Origin of the sequence: Streptomyces iconiensis (genome assembly GCF_028657195.3) — a bacterium.
GTDB classification, from domain to species: domain Bacteria; phylum Actinomycetota; class Actinomycetes; order Streptomycetales; family Streptomycetaceae; genus Streptomyces; species Streptomyces iconiensis.
Genome location: NZ_JANCPR020000059.1, coordinates 1 through 13,702, shown reverse-complemented (window position 1 = coordinate 13,702; position 13,702 = coordinate 1). Strand labels below are relative to the sequence as shown.

Below are 13,702 nucleotides of genomic sequence, written 5' to 3'. Positions count from 1 at the left end.
GCCGCGCGTCCGGGCACTCCCGCCCGGGCGCACTCCCGCACCCGTCCGTCGTATGCGTCCGCACACTCCTCCGCACACCCGTCCGCACCATGGCACCCCTCAAAGAAGAGCGACAGCACCATGAGCAAAGACAGCACGGAAGCCCCCCAGGGCGCCAACCCGAACCGTGAGATCGCCGAGGCGATCCTGCCCCTCGTGGGAGGTGCCTCGAACGTCACCTCCGTCACCCACTGCATGACCCGTATGCGGCTCGGCCTCGCCGACCGCTCCCTCGTCCAGGACGAGCCGCTCAAGGCGCTGCCCGACGTACTGGGCGTGGTCGAAGACGACACGTACCAGATCGTGCTCGGCCCGGGGAAGGTCGCGCGCGTCACCCCCGAGTTCGAGGCCCTGGTCCAGGCGGGGCCGCCCAAGACGGCCGAGGAACTGGCCGCCGAGGGCGAGGCGATCCGCGCGGCGCGCAAGGAGCGGAACGCGACACCGGTGAAGCTGATGCTGCGCCGCATCGCGAACATCTTCGTGCCGCTGATCCCCGCGCTGATCGGCTGCGGCATCGTCGCCGGCATCAACGGCCTGCTCACCAACCTGGGCTGGCTGCCCTCCCTCACCCCCGCGCTGACCGCCATCGCGACCGGCTTCATGTCGCTGATCGCGGTGTTCGTCGGGCTCAACACCGCGAAGGAGTTCGGGGGCACACCCGTGCTGGGCGGCGCGGCTGCCGCCGTGATCGTCTTCCCGGGCGTCGCCGACGTCTCCGCCTTCGGGGAGAAGCTGGCGCCGGGCCAGGGAGGCGTGCTGGGCGCGCTGTTCGCCGCGCTGCTGGCGGTCTACGTCGAGAAGGGCTGCCGCCGCTTCGTCCCCGCCGCCGTCGACGTGCTGGTCACACCGACGGTGACGGTGCTGGTCGCGGGCCTGGTGACGCTGTTCGGGCTGATGTACGTGTGCGGCGAGCTGGCCACCGGCATCGGCCACCTCTCCAACTGGCTGCTCCAGCACGGCGGTGCGGCTGCGGGCTTCGTACTCGGCGGGCTGTTCCTGCCGCTCGTCATGCTCGGCCTGCACCAGGCGCTGATCCCGATCCACACGACCCTGATCGAGCAGAACGGCTTCACGGTCCTGCTGCCCATCCTCGCCATGGCCGGCGCCGGCCAGGTCGGCGCCGCGATCGCCATCTACCTCCGGCTGCGGCGCAACACCTCGATCCGCAAGACGATCCGCTCCGCCCTCCCGGCCGGCTTCCTGGGCGTGGGCGAACCCCTGATCTACGGCGTCTCGCTGCCGCTGGGCCGCCCGTTCATCACGGCCTGCGTGGGCGGGGCCTTCGGCGGCGGGGTCGTCGGCCTCTTCTACCAGCTCGGCACGTCCGTGGGCTCCACCGCCATCGGCCCCTCGGGCTGGGCACTCTTCCCCCTGCTCAAGGGCAACCAGGGCCTCGGCGCCATCGCCGCCATCTACGCCCTCGGCCTGGCGGCCGGCTACCTCATGGGCTTCCTCGCCACCTACTTCTTCGGCTTCAGCCGCCAGATGCTCCTGGACCTCAACTCAGAACCCGAACCGGCGACTTCCCCCGCCCCCACCCCGGACCAGCCCGACCCCACCACCCCGACCCCCACCAAGGAACCGCGCCCGGCGGAGGTGTGAGCGCACCGGGGCCACCCGTTCGACGGAAACCTCTCCTGTGGTGGCCCCGCCATGCGACCCGGCCGACGAGAGTCGGGCCGTGACAACGACTGAGACCGCCGAACCGGCACACTGCCCGTACTGCCACCCGGGTTGCGAGTGGCCCCGTCCGCCCGTGGGCGGCTACACCTCCGAAGACCTGGACCGGCTCCCGGGCCTTCCGTCCCACACCCAACTGATCGACGGCAGCCTGGTGGTGGCGAGTCCGCAGGACCGCTTCCACATGTGCATGGTCGATGCGCTCATGCGGGCCCTGATGTCCCAGGCACCAGCGCGGAGGGAAGTCATCCGCCAGATGACGGTCACACTCAACAGCCGGGACCGACCGGAACCCGACCTCATTCTCGTCGGCGCGGAAGCCGTCCGCAGCATGAGCCAGACCACCTACCGCCCCGAGGACGTGCTGCTCGCCGTCGAGGTCGTCTCTCCCGACTCGGAGGCACGCGACCGCGAGACGAAGCCGGCGAAGTACGCGGCGGCGGGCATCCCGCACTTCTGGCGGGTGGAGAAGGACGAAGCGGACCGCGCCGTCGTCTACGTCTTCGAACTGGAGCCCGCTACACGGAAGTACGCCGTCACGGGCATCCACCGCGACCGGCTGAAGGTCTCGACGCCCTGCCCGATCGACATCGACCTGACCCTCCCGACCCGGCCCGCAGGGTGAACGGCCAGGAAGTGGCCGCCCCCGGGAGGCGTCCGGGAGACTGAGGGGAGCGGCTGCGGACCAAAGGGACCGTTCTTCTGGTCCGCACACCGCCCCGGCGCCGGCGGATCGCCGGAGTTCCGCGTACGAGGGAGACCGACCGTGCCGCACAACGTCGAGTATCAGCGCTATGTCGCGCTGGGCGACAGCACCACCGAGGGGATCGGGGACGGGGACGAGCCGTCCGGGTACCGGGGGTTCGCCGACCGGCTCGCGGAGCAACTGGCCGCCGCTTCACCCGGGTTGCGCTACGCCAACCTGGCCGTACGCGGCTGCGGCGCCGCGCATGTGCACGAGCGGCAACTGCCGGCAGCGCTCGACCTCGACCCCGACCTGGCGACCGTCGTCGCCGGGGTCAACGACTTCCTCCGGCCCCGCTACGACGTGACCGAGGTCGCCGGGCACCTGGAGGCGACGTTCGCCGCGCTCACCGCCGCCGGTACGCACGTGGTCACGCTCACCTTTCCCGACATCGGGAAGATCGCGCCCATCGGCCGGCTGATCGCCTCCCGCGCCTCCGACCTCAACGCCCTTGTCCGCGAGGCCGCTGCGCGGCACGGCGTCACCGTCGTGGACACCGCGGCGCACGCGGTCACCGTCGATCCGCGCCTGTGGAGCCCGGACCGGCTGCACCTCTCACCGCTCGGCCACGGCCGCTCCGCCGCCGCTTTCGCCCGCGCGCTGCGCCTCCCCGGCAGCGACGACTCCTGGGCCCTGCCCCTGCCGGCACTCCCGCCCCGCGGCCCCTGGCAGACCGCCCGTACGGAGCTGAACTGGGCGGCCACCTTCCTGGCCCCCTGGCTCGTACGCCGCCTCCGCGGCATCTCCTCCGGCACAGGCCGCGACGCCAAGCGCCCCACCCTCACCCCCGTCCTGGCCACCGCGGGGCCCGGAGCCGACTGACCCGCACGAACGGGCCCGCCACTGACTCAGCGGCGGGCCCGTTCTGCTGTGAGCAGCAGGGTTGGCGCCAGAGCGTCGGGGGAGTGGCGAAGCGAGGCCCGTCAGGAACGTGCGGGCACCGTGGCCAACTCCCGGTCGGCGTCCGGCAGGTCCGCCACAGGCGACGGAGACACCGGCCCCGACCCCGCCGCCTTCCGGCCGCGCAGCACGTCCGGTACGAGCGTGCCGATACCGAGTACGGCCATCGCCACCCCGATCCACACCGGGGCCAGCAGGCCGAAGTGGGGGATCGCGGCGCCGCCCAGTGCTGAGCCGATGATGATGCCGAGGGTGATGAACGAGGAGTGCACGGTGTTGACCAGCGGACCCGTGTTGGCCGCTTTCTGTACGCGTGCCGCCATGGCGGGGTTCATGGTGACGCCGACGAGGCCGATGCCGAGCATGAACAGCAGCGTGGGCACCGGAAGTTCGGCCCACAGGGCGAAGCCGGCGAGGAAGAGCCCGTTGAATGCGAGGCCGGTCATCAGTACGGGGAGCGTGTAGCGGTCGGCGAGGCGGCCGACGACGACGTTGCCGACGAGCGTGGCCGCACCGTAGGCGACCAGCAGGAGCGGCACGCTGCCTGTGGCGAAGCCGGTGATCTCGGTCAGGATCGGGTTGAAGTAGCTGAACGCCGAGAACGTGGCGCCGATGATCAGGGTGCTGGTCGACAGCACGAGCCACAGCCGCGGGCTGCGGAAGACACCCAGCTCGGCCCGTATCCCGCCGCCCGCCTTCGCGGGCGGAGCGGGCTCCATGCGCGGCACCCGTACGAGGGTCACCAGCGCGGCCACGACGGTGACCGCGCTCACCGTCCAGAACGCCGCGCGCCAGCCGAGCCGTTCGCCGATGAACGTCGAGAGCGGCAGGCCGAGCAGCGTGCCCAGCATCAGCCCGTTGAGTGCGACGGACACGGCACGCCCGCGCTGTTCGGGGGCCACCATGCGCATGCTGAGCGAGATGGCGGTACCGAGGAAGGCGGCGGCGGCAGTGCCGCCGATCAGGCGCGCGGCGAGCAGCACCGCGTAGACCGGCGCCGTGGCCGCCATGACGTTGCCGACGAGGAAGACGGCGAAGAGCAGCATCAGCGCCCGCTTGGGCGGCATCCGCAGCAGCGCCGTCGTGAGGAACGGTCCGCCGAAGGCCATGGCGGCGGCGAACGCGGTGATCAGATAGCCGACCTGGGGGATGGTGACATCCAGCCCCTCGGAGATCTGCGGCATGAGACCGGCTACGAGGAATTCGCTGGTGACCATGGAAAAAATCCCCAGCGCGAGGATGTAGATGGCTGCTGGCACGGTGTCGCTCCTGGGACGTGGAAGCTCATGGGTGGACATGGATGGCGCGGCTATGGGTGGCGCGGCGTGGTCATGGATGGGGTGGCGTGGTCATGGGTGGCGTGGTGATGGACAGGTCAGTTATGGAAAGATCAGTACAGAACTCGCCCAAGAAGAGGGCCGCCCGGGCACGGAACCCGCGCGGCAGCTTTCACACGAGGAGCGTTCGGGGCGCCAACGAAGCGCGCGGTACGGGGACTTACGAGGTCAGCGCCCTCCCCGGCGCCGGCGCCGCGTCAGCGCCCCCGCAGCGCGTCGACGGTCGTCGCGGCGACGGCCTCCAGCGTGGCGCGGTCGGCGCCGCTCTGCCCCGAGACCCGCATCCCGCCGATGACGGCGTTCAGGAAGTGCGCGAGCGCGTGGGCGTCCCGGCCGGTGGTGATCACACCGGCGCGCTGCCCCTCCTCCATCACGGCCCTGAACGCGTCGAGCCGCCGTTCCAGGTCCCGCTCCAGCAGCCGGTCGGCCTCGGGGTCACGGCCCGCCATCTCCACCACGGTGTTGACGGTCAGACACCCGATGCTGCGCCCGTCACCGCGGCTCTCGAACTCCTGCTGGACGACCCGCGCGAAGAGCGCCTCGATACGCTCCAGCGGCCCGCGCCCGGCCTCCTCCAGGATGGCGAGCTGTTGCCCGGTCATGGACTCGGTGTAGCGGGCGAGCGCACGCCGGAAGAGGTCGTGCTTGCTGTGGAAGGTGTTGTAGATGCTGCTGCGGCCCAGGCCGGTGGCTTCGCACAGGTCCTGGGTCGAGGTGGCCTCGTAGCCGTTCACCCAGAAGGCGTGCATCGCCGCGTCCAGGGCCCGTTCCTCGTCGAACAGTCGCGGTCGGGCCATGCGGAGCAGCGTAGCACGTTATGAACTGCTCGTTCCAATACGGTCGGGAAGACCGCCGGGGCCGGCGCACCCATCGGGCGCCGGCCCCGGCAGCCTCGCGGCTCCTGCCCGTATCACTCAGGCACGAGGACCCCTCACACTCGTGCGACCGGCTCCTGCAGCTCCGTCACCCAGTGCTCGGGGCCGCCCTCGCACGAGATCTGGAGTTCGCGCGGGTAGCCCAGCGAGCGGTAGCCGTTGGCCTCGATCCAGCGGGCGAGCACCTGGAGTGAGGCCATGACCCCTTCCATCGGGCCCCGGTGCACGAGCGTCGCGGCGACCGGGACCTCGGGCAGGTCGACGAGCTGGAAGTCGTACGCCCCCGCATGAGGCGGCGCCTCGGCTCCCACCTGTACGGCGGCGTGGACCAGCACGCTGTCCTCGCCCTGCGAGCCGTCCTCGTAGTACGCCAGTCCCAGCCCGGCGGGCGTGACCTCGGCGCGCTCCAGGCGCGGGAACAGTTCGCCGTACAGCGGCCCGATGACCGGGCCGATCGACTCCGGTTCGGCGCGGTCGGCCGTGCCCGACAGCTCCGCCACCCGTACCGCCGGAAGCCGCTTGACCACTACATCTTCGGAACTCATACGTCCCTCGCTCTCGATCATCCGGAGCCGCTCGCCCACCTGCGCCAGCCGGGCGGCGTCCTGCGCCATCGCCGCCTCCAGCTCCGCCTCCCGCAGCCGCAGCATGCCGCGCAACTCCCCGACGTCGACCTGCTCGTCGAGGATCGCCCGTACCTGCTCCAGCGTGAAGCCGAGTTCCTTGAGCGCGATGATCCGATTCAGCCGTGCCAGCTGCTCGGCGGCGTAGTAGCGGTAGCCGCTGACGGCATCTACCCGGGCGGGGCGCAGCAGCCCCACGGCGTCGTAGTGCCGCAGCATCCGTACCGACACGCTGCCGTGTGTGGCGAACGCTCCGATGGTGAACATGACGTCTCCTACTGCACGGCCTCACACGGTGTGAGAGTCAACTCTCGCGAGACGCGTCCTCCTGCTGCGCGTTCGTACCCGGCTTCGCGGCCTTGCCCGACTTCCCTGCCGTGCCCAACTTCCCTGCCGTGCCCGGCTTCGCGCCGGTACCCGGCTTCGCGGCCTTGCCGGAAGCCGTGGCGGGGCCGGGGACCGCCGCCGCTTCCCAGCACTCGATCTCGCCCGGCAGGCCGGGGACGCGGTCGCGGGTGAAGACCGGGTCGAGGCCCTGGCGGCGCTGGGCGAGGTAGTCCTCCAGGAGCCGCCAGGCGATGGCCGAGAGCGGCAGGATCGCGAGGAGGTTGACCAGGGCCATGCCGCCCATGAAGACGTCGGCGAGGTTCCAGACGACGTCGACCGAGCCGAGCGCGCCCCCGAAGACGGCCACGAGCACGAGCACGCGGTAGCCGGGGAGCACCCAGCGGTTGCCCGTCATGAAGCGGATGTTGGACTCGCCGTAGTAGTAGTTCCCGATCAGGGTGGAGAAGGCGAGCAGGAAGACGACGAGGGTCAGCACATGGCCCGCCCAGCCGCCCAGGGTGTCGGTCATCGCCTGCTGCGTGAGGTCGGCACCCGCCCTGCCGGAGAGCGAGGGGTTGGAGGTGAGGATGATGAACGCGGTCATCGAGCAGATCAGCAGCGTGTCGAAGAAGACCCCGAGCGTCTGTACGAGGCCCTGCTTGACAGGGTGGGTGACCTCGGCCGTCGCCGCCGCGTTGGGGGCCGAGCCGAGCCCCGCCTCGTTGGAGAACATGCCGCGCCTGATGCCCTGCTGGATCGCCGCACCGATCGCGCCGCCCGCGACCTCGCGGAAGCCGAACGCGCCGCCCACGATGTCGGCGAACACGCGGGGCACGTCACCGATGTTGAGGACGACGACGGTCGCGCCGAGCAGCAGGTAGAGCACTGCCATCACGGGCACGATCACGGAGGTCACGGTCGCGATCCTGCGCACGCCGCCGAAGATCACCGCGCCGAGCAGCACCACCAGGCCCACGCCGGCGCCCAGAGCGGGGAACGAGTCGCCGAAGGAGCCCTGCGCGACCGAGGTGATGGTGTTGGACTGGACGGCGTTGAAGGTGAAGCCGAAGGTCAGGGTGATGACGACGGCGAAGATCACGCCCACCCAGCGCTTACCGAGCCCGCGCTGCATGTAGTAGGCGGGCCCGCCACGGTAGGTGCCTGCGTCGTTGCCTTCCCTGTCCTTGTTACGCACCTTGTAGAGCTGCGCGAGCGCCGACTCCACGAACGCGGACGAGGCACCCAGCAGCGCCATCACCCACATCCAGAAGACCGCGCCCGCACCACCGGCAGTGATGGCCGCCGCGACACCGGCGATGTTGCCCGTGCCGACCCGGGCGGCTGCGGAGATGGTGAAGGCCCCGAAGGCGGAGACCTGCTTCCGCCCGTCGGGGCCCGTCTGCGCCTTGTCGCCCAGCACCCGGAACATCTCGGGCAGCAGCCGTATCTGCACGGCGCGGGAACGGAAGGTGAAGTACAGCGCGGCACCTACGACCAGGGGTATGAGGCAGTAGGCCCAGAAGACGTCGTTGACGTCGAGGATGAAGGAGTTGAGGGAGTCCACGCGGTGCTCTCGGAGTCGGCGCGGCTGGTGTCGTCGACAACAACCGGAAGAACAGGTTCACGGCAAAATCCTGCGTAGATTACTCGCGCCAGGACCCCGCACGCACGAACGCCCGGCATGCCGTATCTCACATGCCGGACGCTCTCCCCACCGGGCTCCCCGCCAGAACTCCTACAGGACTCCTACAGCGCACCGTCCCGCAGCAGCACACGCGCCAGGCCGACGCGCATCGCGGTGAGCCCGCGCACCACCGGCACCGTGGTCGCCAGCAGAACGACGCCGAAGGCGGTGTTGAGCGCGATGTCGGGCCCCGTGCCTGAGACACCGAAGGCCACGTCGATCAGCCCGTCGTGCCCGTCGCGCGGGACCGACCACGACCACAGCCCGTACGTCAGCCCGCCGAGCCCGCCGGCCATCCAGACCAGCGCCACCGCGAAGGCCGCGATCCGTACCGGGAAGCCCACCACGGCGTGCAGCAGATCGCGCCACGCCTGCGGGTCCCGCAGCGCGCTCCAACGCCCCGCAGCCGCATGCTCCTTGAGCGGCGGCAGCGGACGCCCCGTCGTGTAAGCGATCTGCTCGGCCTCGACCCGCGCGAAGTACCGCGCCACGCTCAGCGCGCCCGCCAGAACGGGCAGCCCCAGCACGATCACCAGCGTTCCGACCCCGAGCGCGAACCCCGTCACCGCGCACACGAACCCGGCGATCCCCAGCGGCAGTCCCGACAGGAGATACCCCATCTCGCGTCCGAGCCGTCCCGTAGTGCGAACGGGCGCCCCGTAGGCACCCGGCTGCATGCGCGCCTGTGTCGTTGTCATGCCTCTACGATCCCCCTTCACCACGCGCCCACCCAGCCGCCTGACCCACCAGCTGAGGGTGCACCTAGATGCACCCACCCGGAGCCGAAAACCCCCTCGGCGCGGGGCAGGCGACGAAAGGGCATACGTACGCGCCGGGCGGCGACAGCCACCCGGCGCACTTCCTCGCTCCCCCGACGCGCTCGCGTCGCTCCCCCGACGCACACGCGTTCTCCCCCGCCTACAGCGTGCCCCCGCGCAGCATGACCCGGCCGAGTCCCGCCTGGGTCAGAGTGAGTCCGCGTACCAGCGGCACCACCGTGAGGAGGAAGAAGAGCCCCACCACAGCGTTGCCCATGATGTCGGCACCGGTGCCGGTCCAGCCGAACGCCAGCTCCATCCAGCCGTCGTTCTCGCCATGCGGGAGCGTCCAGGCCCACAGCCCGTACGTGAGTCCGCCCAAGGCGCCGACCGTCCACACCAGGGTGAGCGCGAACGTCACCACCCGCACGGGGAACGCCACGATCGCGTGCACCAGGTCCCGCCACCCCTGCGCGTCCGCCAGCAGCCCCCAGCCACCGCGCTGCGGGCGCTCCGCCTCCGGCGGCAGCGGGCGCCCGGTCGCCAGCGCGATCTGCGCCGCCTCGATCCGCGCGAAGTACCGTGCCACGGCCAGCGTGCCGGCCAGTACCGGCAGGCCCAGCAGCAGGATCAAGGTGGGGGCGCCGGCGCAGAACCCGGTGAGCACCAGGGTGAAAGCGGCGATCCCGATCGGCAGCCCGGAGAGCAGATACGCCACCTGGCGGCCGAACCGCGTTCCCCTCCGCACGGACACCCCCGAGCCGTGCGCTCCGTATGCGTCGTACGTCTCCGGATGCGGGTTCTGCGTCACGGGTCCCGTCACCTTTGTGTCCATCGCTGCCGTCGCCGTTGTCATGCCCCAACTCTGTCCGTGCGCCCTGCGGTTCCCCAGCCGCCTGGCCTGCCTCCCCGAGGTGGTGCCAGCTACACCCCGGACGGTGGCGCCGACCCCCGCCTCCGGGGACCCGCACACCGCCGCCCCCACCGGAAGAAGACGAGGTTCCGGCGGGCCCCCAGAATCAGCTCTCACACGGGACACCGAACGCGGCGCCGGGGCGGCGACAGAAGTGTACAGTTTCTTACATGAGTGACACCTTGCCGATCACTGAAGCCCGCGCCCGGTTCGGGTCCTTGGTGCGCCGCGCCTCGCACGCGCACGAGCGCATCACCATCACCGATCACGGCGAGCCCGCCGCCGTCCTCATCAGCCCCAAAGAGCTTGCCGACCTTGAGGACGCACTCGCGCTCGCCCTGTACCGCGCCCGGCAGAACGCGCAGGACACGACGGCGGTTCCGCACGAGCACGTCCGCTCCCAGCTCGGGCTGGACCGCGCTTGACGTACACGGTCGTCTGGGACGAGCCCGCCATCGACGCTGCGGCCCGGTTCCTCAAGGACGACTCCGACGGACTTCGCCAACTGATGGACTCTGTCGACCTGCTGGCCGATGACCCCCGCCCAGAGGGCACGACCCCGTACGGCTCCCGCGACCTGCGCCGCATGCACGTAGGCCGCTACCGCGTGCTGTACGAGATCAACGGCGCGACCGTCACCGTCGTGATCATCCATATCGGCCGCATCGGCTGAGCGCTGCCCGAGGGCGGCAACCAGCAACGCCCGAGGGCGGGCACCCACATGGGGTGCCCGCCCTCGGGTTCGGACGAGGCTGAGCCACGGCCGCCGGATGGTTTCCGGCGCTCGGTGACGGCTCAGAAGTCCATGCCGCCCATGCCGCCGGCGGCAGCCGCGTCGGCGCCGCCGCCACCCTTCTCGGGCTTGTCGGCGATGACGGCCTCGGTGGTGAGGAAGAGCGCCGCGATGGAGGCGGCGTTCTGCAGCGCGGAGCGCGTCACCTTGGCGGGGTCGAGAACGCCCTCGGCGATCATGTCGACGTATTCGCCGGTGGCGGCGTTCAGACCGTGACCCGGGGTCAGGTTGCGCACCTTCTCCACGACGACGCCACCCTCAAGACCGGCGTTGACCGCGATCTGCTTGAGCGGGGCCTCCAGAGCCAGCTTGACGGCCGCGGCACCGGTGGCCTCGTCGCCCTCCAGCTCCAGCTTCTCGAAGACGGAGGAAGCCTGCAGCAGGGCGACGCCACCGCCGGCGACGATGCCCTCCTCGACGGCAGCCTTCGCGTTGCGCACCGCGTCCTCGATGCGGTGCTTGCGCTCCTTCAGCTCGACCTCGGTCGCGGCACCCGCCTTGATGACGGCCACGCCACCGGCGAGCTTCGCCAGACGCTCCTGGAGCTTCTCGCGGTCGTAGTCGGAGTCGCTGTTCTCGATCTCGGCACGGATCTGGTTGACCCGGCCCGCGACCTGCTCGCTGTCGCCCGCACCGTCGACGATGGTGGTCTCGTCCTTGGTGATCTGGACCTTGCGGGCACGGCCCAGCAGGTCGAGACCGGCGCTCTCCAGCTTGAGGCCGACCTCTTCGGCGATGACCTGACCGCCGGTGAGGATGGCGATGTCGTTCAGCATCGCCTTACGGCGGTCACCGAAGCCCGGGGCCTTGACGGCGACGGACTTGAAGGTGCCGCGGATCTTGTTGACGACCAGCGTGGACAGGGCCTCGCCCTCGACGTCCTCCGCGATGATCAGCAGCGGCTTGCCCGACTGCATGACCTTCTCCAGCAGCGGAAGGAGGTCCTTCACGTTGCCGATCTTGGAGTTGACGATGAGGATGTACGGGTCCTCAAGCTCCGCCTCCATCCGCTCCATGTCGGTGGCGAAGTAGGCGGAGATGTAGCCCTTGTCGAAGCGCATGCCCTCGGTGAGCTCCAGCTCAAGCCCGAAGGTCTGCGACTCCTCGACGGTGATGACGCCTTCCTTGCCGACCTTGTCCATGGCCTCGGCGATCAGCTCGCCGATCTGGATGTCGCCGGCGGAGATGGAGGCGGTGGAGGCGATCTGCTCCTTGGTCTCCACGTCCTTGGCCTGCTCCAGCAGGGCGCCGGAGACGGCCTCAGTGGCCTTCTCGATGCCGCGCTTGAGTGCCATCGGGTTGGCGCCCGCTGCGACGTTGCGCAGACCTTCCTTGACGAGCGCCTGGGCCAGGACGGTCGCGGTCGTCGTGCCGTCGCCGGCTACGTCGTCCGTCTTCTTGGCGACCTCCTTGACCAGCTCGGCGCCGATCTTCTCGTAGGAGTCCTCAAGCTCGATCTCCTTGGCGATCGAGACACCGTCGTTCGTGATCGTGGGGGCACCCCACTTCTTCTCCAGAACGACGTTCCGGCCCTTGGGGCCGAGCGTGACCTTGACGGCGTCGGCGAGCTGATTCATGCCGCGCTCAAGGCCGCGCCGCGCCTCCTCGTCAAAGGCGATGATCTTGGCCATGTGAAGGGTCCTCCCTGGATTCCCCCATGCCACACAGCAAGGGGAGGGTTGGATTTCTCCGGACCGCGCTGGCGCCCGCGACGGACGGTCTGCGGGCCCGGCGGTTCCTTCCCACCCGGTCCACGGACCTCACCGACCCGGTCCATCTCTGTCACTCTCACTCGGAGAGTGCTAACGCACATAATTAGCACTCACCCCCGTCGAGTGCAAGCGGCGGCGGGCGCGACCCCCGCCTCGCAAGACCCCGGAACCGGGTACGACGTGCCCCTTGCCGTACGTCGCGGACCGCGGGAGCAGGGCCCGCTCGCGCGGTTCCCCACGCCCCTGACAGCGCGCACGCGCACGCGGGAGGGGCCGCATCCCGTGGGATGCGGCCCCTCCTGCCAAGCTCTCTACTGCAGTCCGGCGCTCAGCCGGTCACGCGGACCATGTCCGCCTGCGGCCCCTTCTGACCCTGCGAGATCTCGAACTCGACCCGCTGCCCTTCATCCAGGGTGCGGTAACCGTCCATCTGGATCGCGCTGTAGTGGACGAACACGTCCGCACCACCGTCGACCGCGATGAAGCCGTACCCCTTCTCCGCGTTGAACCACTTGACGGTGCCCTGAGCCATTCCTAACTCCCCTATTACTGGCCCTTACGCGGATCCGCACTTCGCGAACCCGGGTCAGACCTCACCCCCAGTAATCGGAGGTGTGCGCCGGAACGCGTCGACCGCCGCTGAATGTATCTGCACGGACGCCCTCTGCAACAGGTCAATCGGACGAGAATTCTGGGCACGCCCGATCGGAAAAATCAGCTCAACTGCGGGGAGAGCGGGGCAAGTCGGGCCCGGCATAGGAGGAGCAACACGACAATTGACGCGCCTATTTCGGCGCCAACTCGTCGGGATCTCATATGCGTTCGGCAAACGCGCAGGAGGGAACTTCTGTCACTCTACCGCCTTCCGGAACGCGGAATCGCCCCTTCCGGATGCTGCTGGAAGGGGCGATTCCGTACCGCGTTCAGGCCACTCCGGAAAGTCAGCCACCCGCGACGGCGGGGATGATCGAAATGCCGGCGCCGTCCGGCGTAGGCGTCTCCAGCCCCTGCTCGAACCGGACATCGTCATCGTTCACATACACATTCACGAACCGCCGCAGCTTGCCCGTGTCGTCCAGTACGCGGGCGCCGATACCGGTGTGGTTCTTCTCCAGATCCGCGAGCACGTCACCGAGGGTCGCCCCCTCGGCCGAGACCTCGGCCTGGCCGCCGGTGTACGTGCGCAGGATGGTCGGGATTCGGACATTCACGCTCATGTAGATCTTCCTTATCTAGGAGAGAGAGCCCCGTCCACTCCACCGCCCCAGCCCACTCAAGACCAGGCCCGGATACGGCCGGGGGGAGTCCTAGAGGGG

The 13,702-nt window shown here is 70.0% G+C and carries 14 protein-coding genes; 5 read left to right on the top strand and 9 right to left on the bottom strand.

Going from position 1 to position 13,702, the window contains the following annotated elements:
* The first annotated feature begins 120 nt into the window (after window positions 1-120).
* From NMN56_RS37215 to NMN56_RS37205, 3 genes are all read left to right on the top strand, one after another.
* Complete coding sequence (locus NMN56_RS37215; protein WP_274044970.1) at window positions 121-1,641, top strand: PTS transporter subunit EIIC; 1,521 nt, start codon at window positions 121-123, stop codon at window positions 1,639-1,641.
* A 79-nt stretch (window positions 1,642-1,720) separates the two neighbouring features.
* Window positions 1,721-2,344, top strand: coding sequence for a Uma2 family endonuclease (locus NMN56_RS37210; RefSeq protein WP_274044969.1), 624 nt, complete (start codon window positions 1,721-1,723; stop codon window positions 2,342-2,344).
* Window positions 2,345-2,485: 141 nt separating this feature from the next.
* The gene (locus NMN56_RS37205; RefSeq protein ID WP_274044968.1) at window positions 2,486-3,286 is read left to right on the top strand and encodes an SGNH/GDSL hydrolase family protein; all 801 of its coding nucleotides are present in this window, start codon (window positions 2,486-2,488) and stop codon (window positions 3,284-3,286) included.
* 101 nt (window positions 3,287-3,387) lie between these two features.
* Here NMN56_RS37205 and NMN56_RS37200 read toward each other — a convergent pair whose 3' ends face one another.
* The 6 genes from NMN56_RS37200 to NMN56_RS37175 all read right to left on the bottom strand — a co-directional run bounded on the left by NMN56_RS37200 (window position 3,388) and on the right by NMN56_RS37175 (window position 9,824).
* Window positions 3,388-4,623, bottom strand: coding sequence for an MFS transporter (locus NMN56_RS37200; protein WP_274044967.1), 1,236 nt, complete (start codon window positions 4,621-4,623; stop codon window positions 3,388-3,390).
* Window positions 4,624-4,898: 275 nt separating this feature from the next.
* Entirely contained in the window at window positions 4,899-5,498 is a 600-nt protein-coding gene (locus tag NMN56_RS37195; RefSeq protein WP_274044966.1) for a TetR/AcrR family transcriptional regulator, read from the bottom strand.
* Window positions 5,499-5,632: 134 nt separating this feature from the next.
* Window positions 5,633-6,466 carry a MerR family transcriptional regulator gene (locus NMN56_RS37190; RefSeq protein ID WP_274044965.1) on the bottom strand — a complete coding sequence of 278 codons (834 nt, stop codon included), beginning with the start codon at window positions 6,464-6,466 and terminating at the stop codon, window positions 5,633-5,635.
* Between the two features lie 37 nt (window positions 6,467-6,503).
* Window positions 6,504-8,090 carry an alanine/glycine:cation symporter family protein gene (locus tag NMN56_RS37185; protein WP_274044964.1) on the bottom strand — a complete coding sequence of 529 codons (1,587 nt, stop codon included), beginning with the start codon at window positions 8,088-8,090 and terminating at the stop codon, window positions 6,504-6,506.
* Window positions 8,091-8,272: 182 nt separating this feature from the next.
* On the bottom strand, window positions 8,273-8,908 hold the full coding sequence (locus NMN56_RS37180; protein ID WP_274044963.1) for a sensor domain-containing protein: 636 nt from the start codon (window positions 8,906-8,908) through the stop codon (window positions 8,273-8,275).
* A 220-nt stretch (window positions 8,909-9,128) separates the two neighbouring features.
* On the bottom strand, window positions 9,129-9,824 hold the full coding sequence (locus tag NMN56_RS37175; protein WP_274044962.1) for a sensor domain-containing protein: 696 nt from the start codon (window positions 9,822-9,824) through the stop codon (window positions 9,129-9,131).
* 227 nt (window positions 9,825-10,051) lie between these two features.
* Here NMN56_RS37175 and NMN56_RS37170 point away from each other — a divergent pair, with 227 nt between their 5' ends.
* Both NMN56_RS37170 and NMN56_RS37165 read left to right on the top strand, forming a co-directional pair.
* Window positions 10,052-10,306: a type II toxin-antitoxin system Phd/YefM family antitoxin gene (locus NMN56_RS37170; protein WP_274044961.1), complete on the top strand. Its 255-nt coding sequence runs from the start codon at window positions 10,052-10,054 to the stop codon at window positions 10,304-10,306.
* Entirely contained in the window at window positions 10,303-10,554 is a 252-nt protein-coding gene (locus NMN56_RS37165) for a type II toxin-antitoxin system RelE family toxin (protein ID WP_274044960.1), read from the top strand. The genes NMN56_RS37170 and NMN56_RS37165 overlap by 4 nt, the downstream gene beginning before the upstream one ends.
* Window positions 10,555-10,676: 122 nt before the next feature.
* Here the strand turns inward: NMN56_RS37165 and groL are convergent, their stop codons facing one another.
* The 3 genes from groL to NMN56_RS37150 all read right to left on the bottom strand — a co-directional run bounded on the left by groL (window position 10,677) and on the right by NMN56_RS37150 (window position 13,603).
* The gene (gene groL / locus NMN56_RS37160; RefSeq protein ID WP_274044959.1) at window positions 10,677-12,305 is read right to left on the bottom strand and encodes a chaperonin GroEL; all 1,629 of its coding nucleotides are present in this window, start codon (window positions 12,303-12,305) and stop codon (window positions 10,677-10,679) included.
* 409 nt (window positions 12,306-12,714) lie between these two features.
* The gene (locus NMN56_RS37155; RefSeq protein ID WP_016472377.1) at window positions 12,715-12,918 is read right to left on the bottom strand and encodes a cold-shock protein; all 204 of its coding nucleotides are present in this window, start codon (window positions 12,916-12,918) and stop codon (window positions 12,715-12,717) included.
* Window positions 12,919-13,327: 409 nt separating this feature from the next.
* Entirely contained in the window at window positions 13,328-13,603 is a 276-nt protein-coding gene (locus NMN56_RS37150; protein ID WP_274044958.1) for a MoaD/ThiS family protein, read from the bottom strand.
* Window positions 13,604-13,702 lie beyond the last annotated feature (99 nt).